The organism is Streptomyces sp. JLBG701 (assembly GCF_058544905.1).
In genome coordinates, this window is the sequence record NZ_CM178588.1 from 1636032 (window position 1) to 1660111 (window position 24080).

The 24080-nt window shown below is 70.0% G+C and carries 20 protein-coding genes and 1 pseudogene; 5 read left to right on the forward strand and 16 right to left on the reverse strand.

The window, feature by feature from the left end; all coding sequences use genetic code 11:
• Positions 1-73: 73 nt before the first annotated feature.
• Complete coding sequence (locus AC5DRG_RS07465; protein ID WP_491809027.1) at positions 74-1264, forward strand: MFS transporter; 1191 nt, start codon at positions 74-76, stop codon at positions 1262-1264.
• A 33-nt stretch (positions 1265-1297) separates the two neighbouring features.
• Here AC5DRG_RS07465 and AC5DRG_RS07470 read toward each other — a convergent pair whose 3' ends face one another.
• Entirely contained in the window at positions 1298-2893 is a 1596-nt protein-coding gene (locus AC5DRG_RS07470; protein WP_491809029.1) for a carboxylesterase/lipase family protein, read from the reverse strand.
• A 290-nt stretch (positions 2894-3183) separates the two neighbouring features.
• Positions 3184-4365, reverse strand: coding sequence for a lactonase family protein (locus tag AC5DRG_RS07475; protein WP_491809030.1), 1182 nt, complete (start codon positions 4363-4365; stop codon positions 3184-3186).
• 217 nt (positions 4366-4582) lie between these two features.
• Between AC5DRG_RS07475 and AC5DRG_RS07480 the strand changes: the two are divergent.
• A pseudogene (locus tag AC5DRG_RS07480) lies at positions 4583-4753 on the forward strand (carboxylesterase family protein); the annotation flags it as partial.
• A gap of 128 nt (positions 4754-4881) precedes the next feature.
• On the opposite strand, the gene AC5DRG_RS07485 reads toward AC5DRG_RS07480, so the two are convergent.
• On the reverse strand, positions 4882-6159 hold the full coding sequence (locus AC5DRG_RS07485; protein ID WP_491809031.1) for a multidrug effflux MFS transporter: 1278 nt from the start codon (positions 6157-6159) through the stop codon (positions 4882-4884).
• Between the two features lie 68 nt (positions 6160-6227).
• Between AC5DRG_RS07485 and AC5DRG_RS07490 the strand changes: the two genes are divergently transcribed.
• The 3 genes from AC5DRG_RS07490 (at position 6228) to AC5DRG_RS07500 (ending at position 11213) form a co-directional block, all read left to right on the forward strand.
• The gene (locus tag AC5DRG_RS07490; protein WP_491809032.1) at positions 6228-6722 is read left to right on the forward strand and encodes a MarR family winged helix-turn-helix transcriptional regulator; all 495 of its coding nucleotides are present in this window, start codon (positions 6228-6230) and stop codon (positions 6720-6722) included.
• 53 nt (positions 6723-6775) lie between these two features.
• Positions 6776-8464 carry an acyltransferase gene (locus AC5DRG_RS07495; protein ID WP_491809033.1) on the forward strand — a complete coding sequence of 563 codons (1689 nt, stop codon included), beginning with the start codon at positions 6776-6778 and terminating at the stop codon, positions 8462-8464.
• 148 nt (positions 8465-8612) lie between these two features.
• Positions 8613-11213 (forward strand): beta-glucosidase family protein, encoded by a 2601-nt coding sequence (locus tag AC5DRG_RS07500; RefSeq protein ID WP_491809035.1) that lies wholly within the window; start codon positions 8613-8615, stop codon positions 11211-11213.
• A 61-nt stretch (positions 11214-11274) separates the two neighbouring features.
• Here the strand turns inward: AC5DRG_RS07500 and AC5DRG_RS07505 are convergent, their stop codons facing one another.
• The 13 genes from AC5DRG_RS07505 to AC5DRG_RS07565 form a co-directional block, all read right to left on the reverse strand.
• Positions 11275-12720, reverse strand: a complete 1446-nt coding sequence (locus AC5DRG_RS07505) for a glyceraldehyde-3-phosphate dehydrogenase (RefSeq protein WP_491809037.1) — start codon at positions 12718-12720, stop codon at positions 11275-11277.
• 58 nt (positions 12721-12778) lie between these two features.
• Entirely contained in the window at positions 12779-13279 is a 501-nt protein-coding gene (locus tag AC5DRG_RS07510) for a flavin reductase family protein (protein WP_491809039.1), read from the reverse strand.
• The gene (locus AC5DRG_RS07515) at positions 13276-13788 is read right to left on the reverse strand and encodes an NAD(P)H-dependent oxidoreductase (RefSeq protein WP_491809041.1); all 513 of its coding nucleotides are present in this window, start codon (positions 13786-13788) and stop codon (positions 13276-13278) included. The genes AC5DRG_RS07510 and AC5DRG_RS07515 overlap by 4 nt, the downstream gene beginning before the upstream one ends.
• Positions 13785-15179: an MFS transporter gene (locus AC5DRG_RS07520; protein ID WP_491809043.1), complete on the reverse strand. Its 1395-nt coding sequence runs from the start codon at positions 15177-15179 to the stop codon at positions 13785-13787. Before AC5DRG_RS07520 ends, AC5DRG_RS07515 begins: the two co-directional genes overlap by 4 nt.
• 1 nt (position 15180) lies before the next feature.
• Positions 15181-16515 carry an NtaA/DmoA family FMN-dependent monooxygenase gene (locus tag AC5DRG_RS07525; protein ID WP_491809044.1) on the reverse strand — a complete coding sequence of 445 codons (1335 nt, stop codon included), beginning with the start codon at positions 16513-16515 and terminating at the stop codon, positions 15181-15183.
• Positions 16512-17171: a cysteine hydrolase family protein gene (locus AC5DRG_RS07530; RefSeq protein WP_491809046.1), complete on the reverse strand. Its 660-nt coding sequence runs from the start codon at positions 17169-17171 to the stop codon at positions 16512-16514. Before AC5DRG_RS07530 ends, AC5DRG_RS07525 begins: the two co-directional genes overlap by 4 nt.
• Complete coding sequence (locus tag AC5DRG_RS07535; protein ID WP_491809048.1) at positions 17171-18232, reverse strand: LLM class flavin-dependent oxidoreductase; 1062 nt, start codon at positions 18230-18232, stop codon at positions 17171-17173. The genes AC5DRG_RS07530 and AC5DRG_RS07535 overlap by 1 nt, the downstream gene beginning before the upstream one ends.
• Positions 18233-18253: 21 nt before the next feature.
• Positions 18254-19366, reverse strand: a complete 1113-nt coding sequence (locus tag AC5DRG_RS07540) for an ABC transporter substrate-binding protein (RefSeq protein WP_491809050.1) — start codon at positions 19364-19366, stop codon at positions 18254-18256.
• A gap of 133 nt (positions 19367-19499) precedes the next feature.
• Positions 19500-20351: an ABC transporter permease gene (locus AC5DRG_RS07545; protein WP_491809051.1), complete on the reverse strand. Its 852-nt coding sequence runs from the start codon at positions 20349-20351 to the stop codon at positions 19500-19502.
• A 17-nt stretch (positions 20352-20368) separates the two neighbouring features.
• Complete coding sequence (locus AC5DRG_RS07550) at positions 20369-21190, reverse strand: ABC transporter ATP-binding protein (RefSeq protein WP_491809053.1); 822 nt, start codon at positions 21188-21190, stop codon at positions 20369-20371.
• A gap of 161 nt (positions 21191-21351) precedes the next feature.
• The gene (locus AC5DRG_RS07555; RefSeq protein WP_491809055.1) at positions 21352-21792 is read right to left on the reverse strand and encodes a hypothetical protein; all 441 of its coding nucleotides are present in this window, start codon (positions 21790-21792) and stop codon (positions 21352-21354) included.
• Positions 21793-21846: 54 nt separating this feature from the next.
• Complete coding sequence (locus tag AC5DRG_RS07560) at positions 21847-22761, reverse strand: SDR family NAD(P)-dependent oxidoreductase (RefSeq protein ID WP_491809056.1); 915 nt, start codon at positions 22759-22761, stop codon at positions 21847-21849.
• Between the two features lie 53 nt (positions 22762-22814).
• Positions 22815-24053: a cytochrome P450 gene (locus tag AC5DRG_RS07565; protein WP_491809058.1), complete on the reverse strand. Its 1239-nt coding sequence runs from the start codon at positions 24051-24053 to the stop codon at positions 22815-22817.
• Between the last annotated feature and the right edge of the window lie 27 nt (positions 24054-24080).

Sequence of the window (24080 nt, forward strand, 5' to 3'; positions counted from 1 at the left end):
GTGGCCCCCGAAGTCCCCTCTACGGCCCCCCGCGTCCTGCGTTCGGCCTGCCCGCGCCTGACACGGTGTGCGCATGTCCGTCAGTACTCCACGCCAGGCGGAGACCGGGCGCCCCGCCGCCAAGGCCGGCGCCCGGAAGGCCGCGGCCATCGCGTTCGCCGCACAGGGTCTGTCCGTCGCCGCCGTGTACACGACCGTCCCCGCGATCACCGAACAGCTGAACCTGACTCCGCTCCTGACGACCACCCTGATGGTCGCGGTGGCGCTGATGGCAGGGGCAGGCAGCTTCCTGGGCCTGGCGGCGATCCACATCGCCGGTCCGGTCTCCACGATGCGCGGGGCCCTGCTGACGGCCGTGGTCGCGTTGATGCTGATCGGGTGGGCCCCCGGCAAGGCGACCGCCATCTGCGCGTACGTCCTCTTCGGGGTCGCCATCGGTGCCCTCGACGTCGGAGTCAACACCCGCGCGGCCGCGATCGAGCGCGCCTACGGCCGCAGCATCTTCGGCTCCTTCTACACGGCGTGGAGCGTGGGCGGCGTCGTCGCGGCCCTGCTCACCGCCGGGGCGGCCCGACTGGACTGGCCCGTGGCCGTCGGCCTGAGCGTGCAGGCAGGCATCCTCCTGATCGTCGCCGCCTGCATACGCACGCACACCCTCCCCTCCTCCGCCGAAGAGCCGGCGGCCACTGAGGCGCAGCCGCCGCTGGGGCGCCGCGTGTGGATCCGGCTCCTCCCCTTCGGCCTGGTGCTTCTCGTCGTCTACGTCGTCGACTCCACCGTGTCGGCCTGGTCGGCGGTCTATCTGCGCCAGACCCTCGCCGCGTCCCTCACGGTGGCGCCGATGGCGTACGCGGCCTACCAGGCCGGCACCGTCGTCGGCCGTGCCGCCACCGACCGGCTCGTGCGGAGGTTCGGTGCGGTCGCCGTCGTCCGCACCGCCGCCCTGTTGGGCGCGGGCGCCCTGGCGGGCATGGCCGCCGCGCCGAGCTGGCTGTTCGCCGTTCTCGCGGCCGGGGCGGTGGGGCTGGGGGCGTCCGTCCTGGCCCCGCTGTGTCTGGCCTCCGCCGCACGGCTGCGGCCCGCCGCCTCGGAGGTGATCCTGGCCCGGCTGAACCTCTTCAACTACGCGGGCGTCGTCACCGGCGGCGCAGTGAGCGGACTCCTCGGCTCCACCGGCGAGTTCCGTCTCGCCTACGCGGCACCGGCCATCCTTGCGGTTCTTCTCCTGGCCGGCGCCCGCCACTTCACCCAGCCTTCCACGTGACCGCGCCGGCCGGGTGAAGCGTGCGGGTCGGGATCAGTACGCCGTCGCCTGGGACTCCAGATAGTCCTTCAGGAAGGCGTACTTGGCGTCGCTGTCGGCCGCCGGGAGGGTGGCGAAGTGGTCGCCGAGTTCCATGGCGAGCGGCTTCGTCGTGCGCAGGGCGGGCCAGGCGGGCAGGGAGCGGCCGTTGGGGTTGCCGGTGGCCACGAAGTTCGCGACGTACGAGGACGTGGTGTCGGCGATCGCGTGGTCGGCGTCGGTCCAGGGGCGGTCGGTACCGTAGAGGTTGCCGAAGAGGTAGTACTTCTCCGCGCCGTGGTAGGCGCCGGCGCCGTTCGCGGGCTCGATCGGGTTGGTGGGGTCGGTGCCGGGAGGGGCGTGGGTCCACCAGTAGTTGTAGATCGGGCTGCGGTTCCCGGCTGTGTTCCGGAACTGGGCGCCCCACAGGAAGGTGGAGACGCGTTCCTCGTCGCGCGCGTAGTTGTTGTACTGTGCGGCCGCCTCCGTGTCGGTGGTGGCGGGGTAGAGCGCGAGGAAGTTGGCCGCCTTGTCGCCGAAGGTCGTCGAGGCGAACGCCTGGTACTGGGCGACGGTCATCGCCAGGTTCACCGAGGCGCCGTTCTCGTCTTTGTTGTTGCCGGTGAAGACCGGTACGTCGACCTCCGCGCCGGACTCCATGGCGGCGGTGTAGCTGGTCGGCAGGACATAGCCGTCCAGGACGTTGCCGAAGTCGGTGCCGACGGCCGGCGCGCCGGGCGCGTAGACCTTCGTCACGATCTGGTCCGCCGTCAGCGCCCGCAGGCCGGCCAGCGAGGATGTGCCCATGTAGTCGGCGAACGCGGTGCCGTTGGCCTCCGCGACGCCCAACGTGTCGTAGCCGCCCGCCACATGACCGAGCGCCGGATCCTTGGTGTACTGCACGCCGGCCGCCAGCAGCGCCCGATGGTACAGGCCCCGGGCCAGCTTCGAGATCATCAGGATGTTCACGAACGACGAGCCGTGGGACCAGCCGGCGATGGTCACCCGGTCCGGGTCACCGCCGAACGCGGCGATGTTGTCCCGGATCCACCTCAGCGCCGCCACCGTGTCCAGCACACCCCAGTTGCCGGAGCCGCCGTGCCCGCCCTCGGCGCTCAGTTCGGGGTGGGCGAGGTTGCCGAAGGCGCCGACGCGGTGGTTGTAGGTGACGACCACCGCGCCCTTGGCGGCCAGGTTGGCGCCGTCGTAGACCGGCTGGGAGGCCCACATCGCGGAGTTGCGGCCGCCGTAGATCCACACGAACACCGGGCGGCGCTCACGCGAACCGGCCGCGCCCGTCCAGATGTTGAGGTTCAGGCAGTCCTCGCTGAGCGGCGGCACCTTGTCGGCGGCGATGCCGGTGACCGGCTGGGGGCAGGCGGCGCCCCAGGTGTCGGCCGCGCGTACGCCCTTCCAGGACGGCGCGGGCCGCGGCGCGCGCCAGCGGTTCTCACCGGCGGTCGAGGCGGCGTAGGGGATGCCCTTGTAGACGGTGATCCCGTCCAGGGCGGCCGGGGCACCGGTCACCAGTCCGGATCGCGTGCGCACCGGCCGGTCGGCGGCGGCGCGGGAGGCCGCCGACGCGGGCCCGGCCGTCAGACCGCCCAGCAACGTGGCACCGGCCGCGGCGCCGGCGGCTCTCCCGAGTAAACGGCGTCGGCCGATGCCCTCGATGTCGTGGTCGGGGTGAGTGACTTCTCGCAAGGTCACAGGGGCTCCCTGTCGGAATGACGGAACGGACGCTCCAGACGCACGGCGGCTGGGCGTCCGTCCCGCCTTCGGTTGAGTCGCCTCATCCTGTGGTCGCTTCAAGAAGTGAAACAACCGGTGTCACATGGACTCACAGCTTCCGCAGCGCACCCTCAAGTTGCGTCCCGTGCGGTTGACAGCGCAGGGTCCGTTCACCGTTGCCCGTGGTGACTGAAAGTGATGCAGGCGGGCCTCGGTACGGGTACGGACGTGCCGGTGTCCGTGAGTTGCCCCGACCGAGGGTCGACGGCGAAGAGGTTCACCGTGCTGCTCGCCTGGTTCGCGACGAACAGCCATTTCCCGCTGGGGTGGAGGGAGAAGCTCCACGGTGTGAGTCCCGCGCAGGGGATGCGCTGCACCAGGGTGAGCAGGCCCGTCCTTCGGTCCGCCGCGAAGACGACCAAGGTGTTCTCGCCGCGGTTGGAGGTGTAGACGAAGCGGCCGTCGCGGCTGATGGCCAGTTCGGCGGCGCTCGTGGTGCCGGTGTGTTCGGGTGCGTTGGTCGACAGGCTCTGGAGATGGGTCAGGACGCCGTCTTCGTGGCTCCATCCCAAGGCCTGGATGTCGGCGGTCAGTTCGTTCAAGAGGTAGACGATCCTGCCGCTCGGGTGGAAGACCACGCGCCGTGGCCCCGACCCCGGCGCCGTCGCGTAGGCGCTCGGGCCGTCGGACAGGGTTTGCGTGGCCCGGTCGAAGCCGTAGACGAATACCCGGTCGGCGCCGAGGTCCGGGACCAGCGCGAACCTGCCGCTCGGGTCGATGACCACGTGGTGGGCGTGCGGCCCCGTCTGCCGCGGGTGAGGGCCGGAACCGGTGTCCTGCACCCGGGACACCACGTCGCCGAGGCCGCCGTCCGTGCCGATCGGCACGGAGACGACGGTGCCGGCCGCGAAGTCCGCGGCCAGAAGCGTCCTCGACCGGACGTCGACTCCGATGTACGACAGTCCGCCGTTGACCGGTGTCGTCTGTGTCGCGATCTCGCCGAACTGCTCAAGCGCGCCGGAGGCCTTGTCGACGCGGAAGGCGCGGACGATCCCGCCGGATTCACCGCCGGTGGCGTACAGGACCGCCTTCCTCGGGTGGGCGACCATCCAGTTCGAGCCGGTCAGCGCCACGGGCCCGACCAACGTCAGAGTCGCGTCGGAGGGGTCGAACCGAAGCGCGTTCACCTGGCCGAGGGTCCAGCTGCCGACGTGGAGGAGATCAGGCGCCCCGCTCGGCGCGGCCTCGGCCGGCGCAGCGGATAACAGCGGCACTCCCGCCACCGCCGACGCCGCCATGGCTCCCAACAGCGTTCTACGGGACGGCATCCCGGTTCTCAAGTCGTTGCTCATCGAGCGAATCTCTCCGTCTCCGGGCGTCACACGTCGACGGCTGAAGGATCGACGCCCACCTGCACCCCGAGCCGCTTCAAGAGTTGTAGGAACTTTCGTCACGCACATTGCTCACAATATTGCCGCCCGGTTACGTTCTCGTACGCACCGTCACTCCCACAAGCGTCTCTGATTAGCTAAGCGATCCTGAGCCAGACGTGACATCTGGTTCGAGGATGTGTTCCCACCGTGGAGGGGTAGCGGTGACCTTCAACTACCGCCTGGGCGCGGTGGTTTCCTCGCCACACCCGAACTGGCCGCGGAGTCCGGCCAGGGCGTCTCCGGCAACTACGGTCTGCTCGACCAGATCGCGGCCCTGAAGTGGGTCCGCCGCAACATCGCCGAGTTCGGCGGGGATCCGCACCACGTCACCGTGGGCGGCCAGTCCGCCGGCGCGGGCTCCACGAACATGCCTGGAAGCGGTACTTCGCGACGCAGGAAGCCTGGTAGCAGGAAGTCTCATAGGAGGACCCACGCTCACGAACCGTCGTCCGGTTCGCCGTGTCCCAGCCACGGCCGGGCCAGTCCCACAAGCGCGACTCCCGCCGCGGCCACGGCGATCAGCATGATGACTGCCATCGGCATGGAGCTGTCCTCCCCGAAGAGCCCGACCAGTGGAGAAGCGAGGGCGCCGAACAGGAACTGCAGGCCGCCGAGCAGCGCGGAGGCGGCGCCCGGGGCGATGCGGCCGAGAGTCTGGCCGATGCTCATGGACGCCGGGAAGACCAGGCCGATGCCACCGGCGGTCACCCACAGCGTGGCCCAGGTACCCGCGAGGGTCTCCCCCACCGTGGCCACGAGCACGACCTGCGCCAGCGCGCCCAGCACGGCGACGCCGACCCCGGCCGTGAGCAGCGTGTTCAGCCGTACGCGCCCGGCGAGCCGGGAGAAGAGCGCGCCGGCTATCAGCATGGCGACGGCGTTGGTCGCGAAGATGAGGGAGTACATCGTCGAGGAGACCCCGTGGAGGTTCTCGAAGACGAAGCTGGAGCCGCTGATGTAGGTGAACAGCGCCGCCGAGACGAAGGCGAGGACGAGGACGTACCCCATGAACGTGCGGTGGGCGAGCAGCGTGCCCATGGCGCGGAAGGTGCTCGCGACGCCGCCGCCGTGCCGCCGCTCGGGCGGCAGTGACTCCGGTACGGCCCGCACCACGGCCAGCAGGAGCAGGGCGCCCAGCAAGGTCAGTACGACGAACACCGCGCGCCAGGTGGACACGGCCAGGACGGCCCCGCCGAGCACCGGCGCGACGATCGGCGCCACCCCCATGATCTGGGAGAGCACCGCGAAGTAGCGCGGCAGTTCGGCGCCGTGGAAGCGGTCGGTGAGCACGGCCCGGGCCAGCACCATGCCCGCCGCGCCGGCCACGCCCTGCAGGAAACGGGCGGCGGTCAGGGTGCCGACGTTCGGGGCGATGGCGCACGCGAGGGAGAGGACGACGAAGCCGGTCGCGCCGGAGATGAGCAGGCGGCGTCGCCCCAGCCCGTCGCTGAGCGGCCCTATCAGCAGTTGTCCGACGACGAGTCCGGCCAGGAACGCGGTCATGGTCAGCTGCACGGCCGAGCTGCTCGCGCCGAGCGCGTCTCCCATGGCGGGGAAGCCGGGCACGTACATGTCGGTGGCGAGCGGAGCGACCGCGGTCAAGGCGGCGAGGACGGCGACCAGGGCGACGGCGGAGCGTTCGGGAGCGGCCGGAGGACCGCCCGCGCCGACGGTGTGCAGGGCAGCGGAACGCGAGGGGGACGGCGATACCATGAGCAAGACGGTAACCGATGGTTCACCGGTTAACAAATAGCCGTCCGGAGAGTGAGAAGGCGAGCCGCATGCACCCCTCCCCCACCGACGTCCGCGCCCAGTGGGCCGAGCACAACCCCGACCTCGACACCTCCCCCATGGAACTGGTGGGCCTGCTCAAGCACGCCACCGCCCTCCTCGGCCGGGCGGTCGAGCCCCTCTACGCGGGCGCCCCGCTCACCGCCCCGGAGGCCGACATGCTCATCCCCCTGCGGCACGCCAAGGAACCCCTGATCGCCCGCAGCCTCGCCCAACGGCTCGGCCTGTCCCGGGCAGGCGTCAGCAAAACCCTCGCCAAGCTGGAACGACGCGACTTCATCGCCCGCACCCCCAACCCCGCCGACCGCCGCGCCGTCCTGGTCACCATCACCCCGGCCGGCGCCCAGGCGGTGGACGAGCTCTTCCCCCGCCAACTCGCCGCCGAGGTGGACCTGTTGGCAGGTCTCGGAGAGGACCGGGAGTGGGTGCTCAGGGGGCTGATCCGGTTGGTGGAGGTGATGGAGACGCGGGTGGGCCGCGACTGAACCACGTGCCCGTCCCTTCCCGCTCGCCTTTCGGGATGCCTAGCGTGGGGCTCATGGATCTTCAACAGCAGGCGTCCGTACGGCACTTCGACCACTGCCCCTGGCTGTTCGCTGACTCCCCGACCGAGGAGCAGCAGCACGCCCAGCACGAGCGACAGCAGACGATCGGCGGAGACCGCGAGATCGGCGAGCGGTGCTACGTCGCCGAGTCCGCCGCGGTGTTCCCGGACCGGCTGCGCCTCGGGGACGACTCGTACATCGCCGCTCACGCCTACGTCACCGGTGAGTTGACCACCGGCACCAACTGCTCACTGAACCCGTTCACCACGGTACGGGGCACGGTCGTCCTGGGCGACGGCGTGCGGATCGGCGCGCACACCTCGCTGCTCGGCTTCAACCACTCCATGACCCCCGACCGTCCGGTCTACCAACAACCGCTCAGCAGCCGGGGCATCAGGGTCGGGGACGACGTGTGGATCGGCTCCCACGTGGTCGTGGTGGACGGCGTGACCATCGGCGACCACTGTGTGATCGGCGCCGGAGCGGTCGTCACCAAGGACCTCCCGGCGTGGACGGTGGCCGCCGGGAACCCGGCGCGGCCCCTGCGCGACCGCCGGAACACCGCGACCCCACCGGCGCCCCGAAGTCCCCTGGCCAGGTTCTACGACACCGCACGCGCACAGGCCCCCGACCTCCTCGCACGCTGCTGGGACGGCGACCACTACGTCGACCGCCCCGGAACGACACCCACCGTGCGGGCGCACTGCGACGCCGTGGAGATCGCCGATCTGCTGCTGGGCGCGGCACCCGAGCAGCTGGACGCCGACGAGCACATAGGGCGACTGGGCGGGCTCCAGGACCCGGACAGCGGACTCGTGCCCGAGTTCGGTGAGCCGCTGCCGTTGGCGGAGGACGACGGCTTCGTGGGCGAGGGCGCCGCCGTCTATCACGTCCTGTCAGTCGGCTACGCGCTCGATCTGCTGGGCGCCCGCTTCCCTCATGAGGTGTGCGGCGTACGGGAGATGACGGCACGTCAACTCATCGCTCGGCTGGAGGCCCTGCCCTGGCGGGAGAACGCATGGGGCGCCGGCGCCTGGATCGACGCGTGGGCCACCGCCGCCCACTGGAACCTGGGACACGGTGAGCAGGGTGAGCACGGCGAGGAGGGCAGCGGCGCCCCGGAAGCACTCTTCGGCTGGCTGCTGTCCCGGGCCGACCCCTGGACCGGCATGTGGGGCAGCCCGTCGCCCGAGTCAGGGCGGTTGCAGGTCGTCAACGGCTACTACCGGCTGACGCGCGGCTCGTTCGCCCAGTTCGGGCTGCCTGTGCCGTATCCGGAGCGGGTCGTGGACGCGGTGCTGGACCACTCCCGCGACGCCCGCCACTTCGGCGCCGGGCAGGAGAACGCCTGCAACGTGCTGGATGTCGCCCACCCCTTGTGGCTGTGCACTCGGCAGCTCGGGTCGGGCGCGGGCGGTGACGGCTACCGGTCGGCCGAGATCCGCGCGTGGGCCGAACGGCAGCTGGCCTGGGCCCTGCCGCGCTGGCAGGACGGACGGGGCTTCGGCTTCGGTCCCGGCACGGAACCCGGCCTCCAGGGCACCGAGATGTGGCTGGCCATCATCTGGTATCTCGCCGACCTGCTGGGTCGCTCCGACGAGCTCGGCTACCGCCCCCGGGGCGTCCACCGCCCCGAGCCGGGCAGAGCGCCGATGTCTTCAACTTCTGTATTCACAAACTGAGTTCGCCCCAACCTCCGTCGCTCATCTTGACCCTCACGCTTCAACCGATTGACACTCGGCGCACACATCACGGAACTGACACGAGTGATCACTTCAGCACCTGTCCAGGTTGCGGGACCCGGACATCACCTCTGGAGGGCCGTTCGCCATGACCTCGTTTGCCGAGTTTTCCGCGTCTTCTGAGTTTTCCGCGTGTTCCGACAGCGCCCTTGAGGGCACGAGCCGCCGTGAACTGATCCAGCGACTGGGCGGTTCGGCTGCCGCGTTCGCGTTCCTGGCCGCCGTGGGCCCGCTCGCGCTGGCCACCGCTGCGAACGCGGCGATCGTCGCGACATCGAAGCGCGTAAGAGGCCTGCTCACCCAGCTCACCCTCGACGAGAAGATCTCCCTGGTCCACGGAGCCACCGATCCCCAGAGACTCGGCCAGGCCGGATACGTCCCCGGTGTCGCACGCCTGGGCATACCCGAACTGCGCCTGTCCGACGGTCCGGCCGGCATCAACGTGGCCGCGTCGGCGACGGGCCTGCCGCCGGTGTCCACCCTGGCCGCCTCCTTCAACTCCCAACTCGCCCGCGACTACGGCGAAGTGATGGGCCGTGAGGGCAGGGCGCTGGGCATGGACGTCCTGCTCGGTCCGCAGATCGAGCTGTCCCGGGCCCCGTACTTCAGCCGCAACAAGGACCAGACCGGCGAGGATCCGTTCCTCAACGCGTCCCTCGCCGTCGCGCAGATCGAGGGGGTGCAGGCCCAGGGGCTGCTCGCCCAGGCCAAGCACTACCTCGCCAACAACCAGCGCCTGCACGAGTTCGACCGCGCGACCCCGGCGAACAGCTACGACTTCCGGGTCGACGACCGCACCCTGCACGAGATCTACCTGCCCGTCTGGGAGGCGGTGGTACGCGCCGGGGTCTCGTCGGTGATGGCGGCGTACAACCACATCAACGGCGAGTGGAACGCCGAGCACAAGCCGACCCTGACCGACATCCTGCGCGGTGAACTCGGCTTCGAGGGCTTCGTCACCTCCGACTGGGGCGCCACCCACAGCATCTCGATCGAGGCCGGGCTCGACATGCAGATGCCCAACGGGTCCTTCTTCGGGGATCCGTTGAAGGCGGCGATCCAGGCGGGCACGATCCCCGGGTCCGCGCTGGACACGGCGGTGGGCCGGATCCTCGGCCAGTACGACCGCTTCGGCCTGCTCGACGGCAGCCGCGAGCCGGCCCCCGAGACCGTCGACATCGCGTCCGGTGCCCGCGTCGCCCGTGAGGTCGCCACACAGGGCGCGGTGCTGCTCGCCAACGACGGCGGACTGCCCCTGTCCCGGCGGGCGTTGGGCTCCCTCGCCCTGATCGGCCCGACGGCCGCGCAGGTGGCGGTGTCGGTGGCCGGCGAGCGGGCGTACGGCTTCGAGGACCGCATGATCGGTCCGCTCGACGCGCTGAGACGGACCTCGGGGGCCGGCATCCGCTTCTCGGTCGGCGTCGACCTCACCGGGACCACCGTCCCGGCCACCGTCCTCACCCCGGACTCAGGCGTACCGGACGCGACCGTCGACCGTACCGGCGCGGGCGCCCTCCCGATCGGCTCCACCTATACCTGGACCGGCACCCTCACCCCGCCCACCACCGGCGAGTACGCGTTGAAGATCCAGGGCTGGGGCGGCGCCGTCACCCTCACCCTCGACGGCACCCAGATCGCCTCCGCGAGCTCCTCGCGGGACAACTTCGTACGCAAGTGGTCGAGCATCGTGCCCACCACCGACGGACTCGACAACGGCATGGCCACGGCCCAACTCACCGCAGGCCAGGCCTATTCCGTCAAGGTCACCGCCACCGGCTGGGCGGAGACGGTGCACGACCGGGTGCCGGTCCAAGTCCGGTTCGCCTGGGTCACTCCGGAGCAGCGCGCCGCCGACATCGCGGCCGCCGCGCGGCTCGCCCGGAAGGTGCACACCCCGGTGGTGTTCGCCTTCAACGGCTCCGGCGGCACCACCGGCGGCTCCGGCGACCGCACCACCCTCGCCATGCCGCTGCACCAGGACGAGTTGATCGAGGCGGTCGCCGCCGCCAACCCCCGCACCGTCGTCGTGCTGAACGTCGGCGACCCGGTAACCATGCCGTGGCGGGAGCGGGTGGGCACGATCCTGCTCGCCGGATACGTCGGCCAGGAGGGCGGCTGGTCCACCGCCGACCTGCTGCTCGGCCGCGCCAACCCCGGCGGCAAGCTGACGATGACATACCCGAAGGAGGAGGCCGACCACCCCGTGCTCGACCCGGCCCACCCCGAGCGCTACTACGGAGTCGACGGGACGGTGACGTACAGCGAGGGCATTTTCACCGGCTACCGGCACTTCGACAAGTACGGCATCGAACCACTCTTCCCCTTCGGACACGGCCTGTCCTACGCGGAGTTCGGCTACTCCCGGCTGTCCGTCGGCCGCCATGGGCGGGGCCTCACGGTGTCGTTCACCGTCACCAACCGCGGCCGTCGCACCGGGGCCGAGGTGGCTCAGGTCTACGCCGGTGCTCCCCAGGGCGCGCCGGTCGAGATGGCGGTCCGGACGCTGGCCGCGTTCCGGCGGGTCGAGTTGAGGCCCGGCGAGTCGCGCCGGGTCAGCCTGCGCGTCGAGGAGCGGCAGCTGTCGTACTGGGATACCGGGAGCGGGAGTTGGGTGCTGCCGCGCGGGCGCCGTGCGGTGTACGTCGGATCCTCGTCGCGGGACATCCGGTTGACCGGAACCGCCGAATAGGTAAGCGGGGAAGCACCGGACGGGCTCCCGGGACACCGGGAGCCCGTCGTGCGCGCCGGAATCAGGCGACCGGAGCCGGGAAGGTCGGGTACTCGACCCCGGAGACGTGCTGGACGACCCGGATCACCTGGCAGGAGTAGCCGAACTCGTTGTCGTACCAGAGGTAGAGGATCGCGTTGTCGCCGTCGACCTTGGTGGCGCCGGCGTCGACGATCGAGGCGTGGCGGGAGCCGATGAAGTCGCTGGAGACCGCGTCGGGGGCCGTGGTGAAGTCGATCTGGCGCTTGAGCGGGGACGTCAGGGAGACGTTGCGGAGGTAGTCGAGGACTTCCTCGCGGGTCGTCTCGCGGCCGAGCCGCAGGCTGAGGATCGCGATCGAGACGTCCGGCACGGGGACGCGGATCGAGCTGCCGGTGATCGGCGCCTTGAGGTCGGGCAGGGCCTTGGCGACGGCGGAGGCGGCGCCGGTCTCGGTGATGACCATGTTGAGCGGAGCGGAGCGGCCGCGACGGTCGGCCTTGTGGTAATTGTCCAGCAGGTTCTGGTCGTTGGTGAACGAGTGGACGGTCTCCACATGGCCGCGCTGCACGCCGTACTCGTCGGCCATCGCCTTCAGCGGCGGGACGATCGCGTTGGTGGTGCAGGAGGCGCAGGACAGGATCTGCTCGTCCGGCTTGATGGTGTCGTGGTTGACGCCGTGCACGATGTTGGGGACGTCGCCCTTGCCGGGCGCGGTCAGGACGACCTTGTCGATGCCGGGGCGCAGGTGCTGCGAGAGGCCCTCGCGGTCGCGCCACTTGCCGGTGTTGTCGATGAGGATGGCGTCGCTGATGCCGTACGCCGTGTAGTCGATCTCCGACGGGTCGCCGGCGTAGATGACCTGGATCTCGTTGCCGTTGGCGGTGATCGTGTTCGTCGCCTCGTCGACGGTGATCGTGCCCTGGAACTGGCCGTGGATCGAGTCGCGGCGCAGCAGCGAGGCGCGCTTGACGATGTCCTGGTCGCCGCCCTGGCGTACGACGATGGCGCGCAGCCGCAGGCCGTTGCCTGAGCCGGACTTCTCGATGAGGAGGCGGGCGACGAGGCGGCCGATGCGGCCGAAGCCGTAGAGGACGACGTCGCGCGGCTCGCGGCGCTCGATCTTGTTGGCACCCGTGGCGCCGGCGACGGCCTCGGCGGTGAACGCCTCCACGGTGAGACCGCGGTCGTCGGCCCGGTAGGTCGCGGCGAGCATGCCGATGTCGATCTGGGCGGGGCCGAGGTCGAGCCTGGTCAGAGCCTGCAGGAAGGGAAACGTCTCGGTGACCGAGAGCTCCTCACCGGCGATCTGTCGGGCGAACCGGTGGGTCTTGAGGATGCTGACGACCGACTTGTTCACCAGGGAGCGGCTGTGGAGGAGGACCGTGACGTCCTGCTCCCGGTGCAGCTTCCCGATGATCGGGATCATCGACTCCGCGATCTCCTCACGGTTCTTCCAGTTGGTGAACGAGTCCTCGTTGACAGTCACAGATTTATCTTTCGAGCTAGGCGGCGCTCATATGCTAACCCGTCCGGTTTTCGCTCCCTCAGGGCCCCAGCATTCTGAGCGTCTGCCGGTGCCAGACCACCGGGTTCCGCTCGTCGTCCGACTTCATGGCCAGCACGCGCAGCAGGATGATGGCGTGGTCGCCGGCCGGGTAGCTGTGCTCGACGGTGCATTCCAGCCACACCGGCGCCCCCTCCAGGAAGATCGCGCCGGATGCCGCTTCCGCCGTGGCGAGTCCGGCGAACCGGTTCTCCTTGCTGCGGGAGGCGAGCTGCCGGGCCTTGCCGGTGTGCTCCTCCCCCAGGACGGAGACGCCGATGGCGGGCGCGCCGGACAGCACCGGCCAGGTGGTCGAGCCGTGCTGGACGGCGAAGGAGACCATCGGGGGGTCGTAGGAGACGCCGACGGCGAACGACGAGACGATCATGACGGTCGGGTCGCCGTCGACGAGGGCGGCGAGGGCCGCGACGCCCGACGGGAACCCGGAGAACGCTCTCTTCATGTCGTCGGGATCGGAGGTGAAGTCCTGCGCCGACGTCATCCGGCGTTCCTCTCCTTCGGTGCCCTCGCCGCGTCGAGCACGATCGAGCCCCACCGCTCGACCCACCGGGCGAGCGAGTCGTCGGTCGTGTAGGTGGAGTCGAGCTGGTAGAGGCCCTGCGCGGGGCAGGTCGCCCCGAGCTCGACGAGTACGGGCTTGAGGGTGAGCTCCGGTGCGAGCGCGTGCGTGGGTCCGCCACCGAGCATGAGCGGCAGCGCCACCTGGCCCGCGAGCCCGGTCGCCGTCGGGAACTGGTCGAGGAAGACCTTGATCAGACCGGTGTAGGTGCCCTTGTAGGTGGGGGACGCAGCGATCACCACCTCGGCGGCCCGCACCCGCTCGACGGCCGCGGCGACGCCCGCGTCGCCCCAGCCGAGCAGGCCGGCCCCCAGCTCGACGACTTCGACGACCTCGCAGTCGAGATCGAGGGCGGCGGCGAGGCGCTCGGCGGCGTCGCGGGTGCGCGAGGCGGCTTTGGGGTTACCGACGACGGCGACGGCCTTCATCATGCGACTCCTGTAAGTACCTGTGGCGTGGCGGGAGTTCCGGCCCCGTGATGATCGACGCGGAGCAGCGCGGCCGCAAGGACGCAGACCAAGCCGACCGCCGCGAGGCCGCCGAGCGTGGCCGCGTAGCCGAATCCGGCGAGCACGACCGCGCACACCGCGCTGCCGAGCACGGCGCCCAGCTGCTTCACGGCGTTGAAGGCCCCGGACGCCGCTCCGACGGTGTCCGGAGCGACGGCGGTCACCGCCGCGATCGAAAGGGGCGACCAGAGGAAAGAGTTGGCCACTCCGTACAGCGCGAAGGCCCCGGTCAGCGCACCCACGGGCGCGTCCGTCGCGACGAGGACCGCCGACGCCCCGATGGAGACGACGAGCGCGAGCGAGCCGACGGCGGCGACCGCACGCGGCCCGATCCCGTTGTTGAGCCGGGCCGAGACCGGCGCCCCGAGCAGGCACACGACGCCCATCGGTACGAGGGTGAGCGCCGCCGCGCCGGCATCGAGCCCGCGCTCCCGCTGGAGGTAGAGCATCAGCGGAATCATGGCCGACCCGGAGCAGAACGCCGCCGCGGCCGCACCCCAGGCGGCGGTGACGAACCCCCGGCTGCGCAACAGCTCGACCGGCACCAACGCCCGTAGCCCGTCCCGGCGTTGCAGCCACACGACGGCCGCGACGAGGAGCGCGCCGGCAACAGCGGGCAGCCATCGGGGTACGCCCCACACGTCGGCGCTCGTCGCGTCCGTGCCCTGGATGCCGAGCACGAGGGCGCAGACGCCGGTCGCGTTCGCGCAGATCGCCCACACCGGGATGTCCGCGCCCTGGAGTGGGAGGACCGGCACGAAGGCGTACACGGCGAGCATCGCGGCGACGCCGACGGGGACGTTCACCCAGAACACCGCGGGCCATCCGCCCCCGGCGACCAACAGCCCGCCGAGCAGTGGACCGGCGGCGACCGCGGCGCCGCCGACCGCGCCCCAGATGCCGAGGGCGCCGGCGAGGCGCGGCGGCTGGAACAGCGCCTTGATGAGGGTGAGGCACTGCGGTGTCATCAGCGCCGCCCCGACCCCCTGCGCCACCCGCCAACCGATGAGCGCCTCGACGGTCGGCGCCAGCGCGCACAGCAGGGAACCGAGCGTGAAGGCCACGAGCCCAACGAGATGGACGCGCCGGTGGCCGTAGCGGTCGCCGAGGCGTCCGGCGACGATCAGGGGGACGGCGTAGGCGATGAGGTAGCCGCTGTTCACCCAGATCGCGAGGGTCTCGGTGGTGTGCAGGCCGGTGATCAGAGCGGGCAGCGCGACCGAGGTGACGGTGCTGTCGAGGAGCAGCATGAAGAAGCCCAGGCACAGGCTGCCGAGGGCGAGCCAGGGGCGCCGTCCGCTCACGACGTTCATCTCACACCGCCAGGTTCTCGCGCAGTGTGGTGCCGGGGTACGTCGGTGCGAGCGCGCCGCGGCGGCGCAGTTCGGGCAGCAGCAGTTCGCTGATCCCGGCGAAGCCGGAGGGCATGGCCAGTGGGCTGGAGAACATGAAGCCGCCGCGTGATCCGGTCGCGGCGAAGTTCTCCTCCAGCGCGTCCGCGACGGTCACGGGGTCGCCGACGATGCTGTGGTCCAGGCCCGTGGCCCGCCTGCGGCCGTGCGCGAAGAACTCCCCGCGGCTCATGGTGTGTTCCTCGCCGAACTCCTCGATGAGTGAGCCGACGAGCCCCGCGGGACTCGCGTTGGCCGCGGCGAGCTCGTCGCGCAGCTCGCCCAGCCGGAAGGACTCCGGCAGCGTCGAGAGGTCGTAACCCGCGTTGTGCGACAGGTAGGTGGCGACGGCCTCCTCGTTCCAGAAGTCGAGCACCGATTCGCTACACGCCAGCGCCTCGGCCTTCGTACGGCCGACGATCACCTGCGTCGCCCAGAGGATGCCCACGCCCGCCGGGTCCCGCCCCTCGGCGAGGAGCGCCTCGTCGAGCAGCTTGCGATGGCGCTGCTGGCCGGCCAGATTGCCGCCGAATCCGAAGACGAGATCGGCGAACCGGGCCGAAGCGGCAATGCCCCGGAGCGAGTTGCCCGCCTGGACGATCGGCGGGTGGTACTGCGGACCGGGTACGGACGCGAGCGGACCCTTGACGGTGAAGAACCGCCCGTGGTGGTCGATGGGCCGCACCTTCGCGGGGTCGGCGAACCGCCCCGTGCTCCGATCGCGGACGATGGCGTCCGGCGCCACCGAGTCCCACAGCGCCCGGCAGACCGCGATGAACTCCTCCATCCGCTCGTAGCGCAGATCGTGGTCCATCAGCTCGGCGAACCCGTAGTTCGCCGCGTCCGCGCCGCGCGTCGAGGCGACCACGTTGAAGGCGATACGGCCCCCGGTCACATGGTCGAGCGAGTTCAACAGCCTTGCCACATAGAAGGGATGCATGAAGGTCGAGGAGTACGTCAGCCCGAAGCCGATCCTCTCCGTCACCGTGGACATCGCCGCGATCACCGGCGACATGTCGTGGCGCGGCCACTGGATGCCCCACTCCACGGCCGGCGCGATGCTCCCCCGCCAGGTGCTGGGGACACCGCTGCCGTCCCCGAAGAACAGCAGGCCCACGCCCGCCCGTTCGGCGGTCTGCGCCAGCTCCATGAACATACGGACGTCCGGGAAGTCCCGCCCGACCCACGATCCCTGCCGCGCCCAGGCGCCCTCGGTGTGCGTGAAGGAGAGGTCGTAGCCGATGTGTATGCCGGTCACCGCGCGACCTTCTTCCAGAGCTCGACGACCTCGTCGGCGTCGCTGAGCACGGCCACGTTGAGTCCCAGCTGGAACAGGGCGGCGGCGTTGACGTGGTGGTCGTAGGCGGCCGTGGTGTCCTGGGGGACGACGACGGGCCAGTCCAGTTGCGCGGCGTCCTGGGCGGTCGCGTACACGCAGCACTCGCTCGTCAGGCCCACGACGGTGAGCCAGTCACACCCGGACGCGCGCAGCTGTGCGTCGAGATCGGTACCGAGGAAGCCGCTGTAACCGCGCTTGACCACCCGCAACTCGCCCTCGGCGGGCTGCATTTGGTACCACTCGGCGCCGGGCGTACCGATGAGGCACGGCTCGTCCGGGCTCGTGGGCCCGTCGTAGTCACCGCCACGCAGCCAGTTGCTCGACCGCCACGGCCGGGCCGGATCGCTGCCCAACTCGACCCACACGACGGGTACTTCGGCCGCACGCGCGGCATCGATGAGCTCGCCGATCCGCGTGACAACCCGGTCGAGCGTGGCCAGCGCGGCGTCGGTCAGGCCGTATCCCTCCAGCCGGTCCGGATCGGCGAAGTCCCGCTGTACGTCGACCACGACGAGCGCGGGCCTGCTGTCGGGCCGGGTGAGGTGGGCGAGTTGTCTGTCCCGCAGGTCGGACATCAGGCCGCCACCTCGTCGCGGGCGCGCAGCGCGGGCAGCACGGTCTCGCCGAACAGCAGCATGTCCTCGTCGTACTCCGGGAAGATCAGCATGAGTCCGTCCAGGTCGGCCTCCCGCACGATGTACTCGATGTGCTCGGTGACGGTACGGGCCGAACCGGCGACGTACGGGGTCTGGAAGGCGGCCTCCCCGTCGGCGCCGGCGGCCCACGCACGGGCCTGGTCCTCGGGCACGCCCCAGGTGTGCCGCATATGGGCGAGCGCCTCACGGTCGACGCCCGCGCCCCACTCCCTCACCTTCTTGACGGCCAGCTCGTCGGTGTCGTCCTGGACGACGGTCAGCATCGAATACGTCTTACAGACACGGCCATTGGCCTTCGCCCGCGCGTGGACGTCCGCAGAGAGCGCCCGCATGTCGTCGAGGCTGTCGGCGGCGAGGAAGGCGCCGTCGGCATACCGGGCCTGGAAGCGACGCGCGTCCTCGGACCGGCCCGCGCTGATGAGGGTCGGCCGGGTGGCCGGGTGCGGGCGGGACTCGCAGTCGACGAGGTCGAAGTACGGGGTGCGCATGGTGACCGAGTGCTCGGTCCACAGCCGGGTGACCGCCTCCGTCCACAGTTCGGTCATCCGGTACCGGTCCTCGTGGCTCAACTCCGGGTCCCAGTCCCCGAATTGCTCGAACTCCCCCGCATAGGAGCCGTTGACGATGTTCAGGCCGGCGCGACCGCCGGAGATGTCCTGGAGGGTGGTGAGCATCTTCGCCGCGATCGCGGGATTGTGGATGTTCGCGTGCAGGGTCGTCCAGATCTTGACCCGGCTGGTCGCCTCGGCGAGCGCCGACATCATCGTCATCGACTCCAGCGAGCGGCCCCAGTGGTCCGTACTCCCGCCGAAACCACGCCACTTCGCCATCGACATGACGAAGTCGAGGCCGATGCTCTCCGCGCGCAGGGCGGCGCGCCTGTTGTAGGCGTAGGTCGCCTCGGGATGCGGCGCGGTGGTGGACAGCATCCAGCCGCCGTTCCCGATGGGGAGGAAGATTCCGTACTCTTTCGCAGGCACGTTGCGGGCCTTTCTACGGTGCTACGGTGCGGGCCAGACGAGCTTGTCGTCGGCGTAGACGTTGCCGACGAAGGAGGTGTCGAACCACCCCTTGGCCTTGGCTGCGGTGACACTGCTCGGCACGATCTCGAACTGGTGCAGCATGTCGACGAGTTGGGCGACGTTGTCGGGGTCGACCCCGCCCAGCGGCTGCCCGGGCGTCGGGTTCTCCTTGACGACCTGCGTCTCGGTCTTCCAGATGGTCGCGTTGAGTTTCTTGTCGTAGGTCGGACCGGACAGGTCGGCCGCGTATCCGACGCATTCGCCGATGTGCGCCTCACTGGCGGAGCAGTAGTCGTACGCGTGCAGCGCGGCCCGCAACACGTCCTCGACGGCGTGCGGGTGGGCCTTGGCGAACGCCGGGTTCACCGCCATGGCGCCGATCGAGCTCGGGATGTCGTAGTCGACCGGCTTCCACACGGTGACGTCCTTGCCGGCGGCCTTGAGCTGGTTGGGCTCGTTGGAGACGAACCCGGTGAGCGCTTCGAGGCCGCCCTGCTTGCGGGGCAGTACGGAAGGGTCGTAGCCCTCCTTGACCAGCTTGAGCGAGTCCCAGTCGACACCGGCCTTGACCATCATCGCCTGGACGGCGGCGGGGACGTAGCCCTTGTGTCCGACGACCTTCCCGTCGAGCTGGGTCAGGTCGGTGATGTCCTTGTTGGTCATCAGGATGTCGAGGCCGGCGTTCGAGTACGAGGAGATGCCGGTGATGTCGATCCCGTTGGCCCGCGCCTGGATGATGTCCTGCTCGGAGATCGCGGACACGGTCGCCTGCCCACTGGCCAGCAGCTTGGTGTTCTGTGCGGTGTCGCCGGTGCCGGGCTTGAGGTCGACGTTGAGGCACAGGTCCTTGAAGTAGCCGAGCTTGGCGGCGGCGACGTATTCGAGGATCGAGACCGACGACTGGAACTGGTAGCCGGAGAGATAGGTGATCTTCCCGGCGGCCTTGTTCTCGGCGCAACGGTCGGCGGAGATCGCGGACCCCGCAGAGCCGGCGGAGGCACTGTCGTCCGAGCCGCATCCGGCGACGCCGACAGCAAGTGAGGCGGCTGCCAGGGAGGCAAGTCCGGATCTAATGAGCCGATGGTGATACATGGGTGACTCCAAACTGGCGGTGATGCCGGGAAGTCGACGGAAATGGGTTCAAACCGACGCCGCTAAGGGGCGCGGGGAACTGCGCGACCAGCCCCCACCGGCCCGCAGGTTCAAAACGGCCCTACCAGCGGAGCTAGTCGCTGTCATGCCAATGCAGCACGCGACGCTCAACCACGGTGACAACGAGCAGCAACAACACGCCCATCACCGCAAGGACGAAGATCGAGGCGTAGACAACCGGAAGTTGATTCATCGACGAGGCCACACTGATCGCGGTCCCGAGCCCCCTGGTCGACCCCGACGCGGACATCTCGGCCACCACCGCACCGATGATCGACAGCGGAAAGACGATACGCAGCGCGGCGAAAAGAAACGGCAGCGCGTTCGGAATCCGCACATGCCACAGCAGCTCGACCCGACTCGCGTCCATCGTCCGATAGACCTGCAACACCTGCTGCGGCACGGACCGCAGCCCGGTCGCGGTGTTGATGAGAATCGGGAAGAAGCAGATCAGCCCGGTGATGACGAGCTTGGGCATGGGCCCGAACCCAAAAGCCACAACCAGCGCCGGCGCGATCGCCACCAGCGGCGTGACGTTCAGCACGACCGCGATCGGCATCACCGCCCGCCGCACCAACGGAAGTTCACTGGTCAGCACCGCTAGGACGAACGCGGCGACGAACCCCATCGCAAGGCCCGCCGTCGCCTCGCCAAGGGTGACAAGGGCGTTGTCGACGTAGTACCCAAGATCGCTGCCGAGCGAACTGCCGACGTCCGACAAGGCAGGCAGCAGATACGGAAGTTTCGCGGCCCCCCACTGCCACAGCCCGGCGAGGATCGCCAGCATCACAACAAGGGGCAGCCATACGGCCGGCCGGATCCACGCGATCCGGGACCTCGGGTGCTTCAGGCTGAAGCGGGACGGTTCAGCGAGCGCCCCCGCCTCAACCGCCGGGACGGTCGCGCGTTCGTCGGCTACGGTCATGTCCTCGCGCCTCCCACTCACGCGGCTTCGCTGTGCCAGGCGCGCCGCAGCCGTTCTCTCACCAGGTCCTCGTACTCGTGGAACCGGCGCTCCCCGAAGAGGCGTTCGCCGCGCGGCCGGGGCAGGTCGACGTCGATGCTCTCGACGATGCGACCCGGGTTCGGCGCCATGACGACGACGGTGTCGGAGAGCCGTACTGCCTCGGACACGGAGTGGGTGACGAACAGGACGGTCGTCCTCAACTCTTCCCACAGGTCCAGGAGTTGGTCCTGAAGGCTTTCGCGGGTGAACTCGTCGAGCGCCGAGAAGGGTTCGTCCATGACGAGCACGTCGGGTTGCAGGCCGAACGCGCGTACGATCGCGGCGCGTTGCCGCATGCCGCCGGACAGCTGGGCCGGGAGCTTGTGCAGGGCATCGCCCAGACCGGCCCTGACGAGAAGTTCCTTCATGTCGGGAGCCGTCTGCCGCTCGGCGAAGTCGGCGATGCGTTCGCGGCGTCCGGCGGCACCCCGGTTGATCTTCTGGGGCAGCGTGACGTTGCGCAGGACGGACAGCCACGGCAGCAACGCGGGGCTCTGCGGCACGAGTCCGATCAGCTTGGCCGCGCATGCCTCCGCCGGCGGGACACCGTGCACGAACACCTCGCCGCGGTCGGGCTGTTCGAGGCCGGCGACCAGACGCAACAGGGTCGATTTTCCGCAGCCGCTGGGGCCGATGAGACTGACGAAACGGCCCGACGGCACCGTCAGGTGAACGTCGTCGAGGGCTGTCGTCGCGGACGACCCGAACCCGTAGACCCTTCGCACCGACCGCAGTTCGAGTGCTGGTGTGCCCGTCACCTTCACGCTCCCATCCATGTCGCGGGCACGAGTGCCCGACCCTGGAAGTCGGAGAGCGTGCGTAGCGAGTGTGAGTGACTGCCACGCGGAAATCCGCTTAGGTGCCCCCGACCGTAGGGAGATTGTGTTTCGGCACAACACGGTTGCCGGTTACGCGCGTTTTACGTCTGGCGCTGGGTCGAGGGGTGTCGCAGGGGGACGGCCTGGCTGCCGTCGAACACGTAGATCTCGATCCCGAGGTCCGCCGCGGCGCGCGCCACCCAGCCGCCGAGCGCCTGGACGATCAGCTCGGTGACGAGGAGCACCGTGCGCTCGGCGCTGGGGACCGAGTCCCGCAGCCAGAGCAGCTTGAACATGTCCGCCATGACCTTGTTGCGGTAGGCGGGCTTGTAAGCGCCCTGGTTGCCGACCAGTTGGACGAGTATCCGGCCCTCGGCGTCGATCCCCTCGACCTCGACGCGGCTGCCCTCCGGCAGCATGAGCGGCTTCGGGCGCAGCCGGGTGCCGAGGCGTTCACCGAGCGCCAGCAGCATGCGGCGCTCGATGGAACCCTCGGCGAATCGGCTCCACTCGGTGGGGGCGTCCAGGATCGTCAGGTGCATCGGCCGGAGTCTAGGAAGCGCCGGTTTCCCGTGTGTTTCTCAGAACCGGTGCTCTCAGAACTGGTGCTTCAGGAACGAGCCCGACCACGCCATCAGGTCGGAGGGCACGTAGTAGCCCTTCTCGTCGTTGATCGTCTCCCAGTTCTTGGCGATGTCCTCGACGGAGGCGAGCCCCTCGTCGTGCGTGTAGCCCTCGGTCGAGGCGAGGAAGATCCGCGCGAAGCGGCCGGCGCCGGCCGTGTAGATCTCGCCGTTGACCGGGCAGCTCTCGTGCGCGAGGTAGGCGACCATCGGGGCCACCGCGTCCGACGGCATGTACGGCATACCGGCGACGGGCTCGGTGGGCTCCTCCTCGGGGCCGCCGCCCATCCGGGTCATCGCCGCCGGGGCGATCAGGTTGACCTTGATCCCGTGCGGTTCGCCGGCCAGCTTGGCGCTGCGGGCCAGTCCGACCGTGCCCGCCTTGGCCGCCGCGTACGACAGGTTGTTGTCGAGGCCGAACATGCCGCTGGAGGTGGTCAGCACGACCCGCCCGTACTGCTGCTCGACGAAGTGCGGCCAGGCGGCGCGCATCGTGTTGAAGGAGCCCATCAGGTGCACGGCGAGGTGACGTTCGAGGTTGTCCGCGTCGACCTCGGGCAGCCCGGCCCAGCGGATGATCCCGGCGTTGTTGACGAGGACGTCGATACGGCCGAAGTTTTCGAGCGCGGTGCCGATGATGGCCTCACCGCCCGCCGGGGTGGACACGTCGTGGGTGTCGGCCACGGCCGTGCCGCCGGCGGCGGTGATCTCGTCGACGACCTTCTGCGCGGGGCCGGTGTCGGTGCCCTCGCCCTCCATCGACCCGCCGAGGTCGTTGACGACGACCTTCGCTCCGCGCGCCGCCAGGAGACGGGCATGCGCCCTGCCGATACCGCGACCGGCGCCGGTGACGACCGCGACGCGTCCGTCGAAGGTGAACTCGCTCATGAGTGACTCCTGTTGAAGTGCGGGTGCGGGTGCCCTGTGGATCAGGTGACCGGTTACCAGGTGACCGGCAGCTCACGGATGCCGAAGGCGAGCGCGTCGGCCGGACGGAAGTCGAGCTCGTCGCGGTCGACGGCGAGGCGCAGGGTCGGGATGCGCCGGAAGAGCGTGCCGTAGACGACCTGGAGCTCGATCCGGGCGAGTTGCTGGCCGAGGCACTGGTGGATGCCCCAGCCGAAGGCGACATGGTGGTTCGCCTTGCGGGTGAGGTCGAGCTTCTCCGGGTCGGGGAAGGCTTCCGGGTCCCAGTTCCCGGCGGGCAGCGGGACGACGATTCCGTCGCCCGCCTTGATCTCCACCCCCTCGAACTCGAAGTCCTCGGCGGCGATCCGGCGCTGCCCGAGCTGCGGGACGGTCAGATAGCGCAGCAGCTCGTCGACCGCGTTCGCCACGGCCTTCGTGTCGTCGATCTCGCGCAGGCCCGCCAGCTGCTCGGGGTTCTCCAGCAGCAGCGCGGTGCCCAGCGTGATCATGCTGGAGCTGGTCTCATGACCGGCGATCAGCAGGATCATGGACAGGAGGACGGCTTCGGGAAGAGTGAGGTCGCCGTCCTTGACCCGCGCGGCGAAGTCCGAGAGGACGTCCTCGCCCGGCTCCTCGATCTTCTTCTGGAGCAGTCCGGCCAGGTACCCGCCGAGCGCCCTGTTCGCCGCCTCTTGCTGCTCGGTCGTCTTGTCGCTCCTGGTGGCGAAGGACGCGTGCTCCTGGAAGAAGTCGTGGTCCGAGTACGGCACACCGAGCAGCGCGCAGATCATCAGCGAGGGCAGCGGCAGCGACAGCGCGGTCACCAGGTCGACCGGCTTCGGGCCGGCCAGCATCTGGTCGATCAGCTCGTCGGTGAACTCCTGGATCTTCGGCCGCAGCGCCTCCATCCGGGGGCGCGTGAACGGGCGGGTCATCATGCGCCGGATGCGCGAGTGGTCGGCGCCGTCCGCGTTGAAGATCGTGAGCGGGTGGTGGTGCGCGGTCTCCGCCATGACCCGGTTCGGATACGGGAACCCGGGCTGCTTGTCGTCCGAGCTGACCCGGGGGTCGGACAGGATCGCGCGCTGCGCGGCGTGGCCGGTGACCAGCCACGGGGTGCTGCCGTCCCAGATCCGGCCCCGGGTCACGGGAGCCTTCTCGTTCAGAGCGAGCAGCCCGGGCGGCGGGGCGAAGGGGCACTTGGCGTCCCGGTCGTCCTGGTAGACGTAGACGTGCTCGTCGGGGGCCAGTTCGGTGTCTGCCTCGGCCATGGTCTTTCCTCCAGTCGTGTGGGGGGA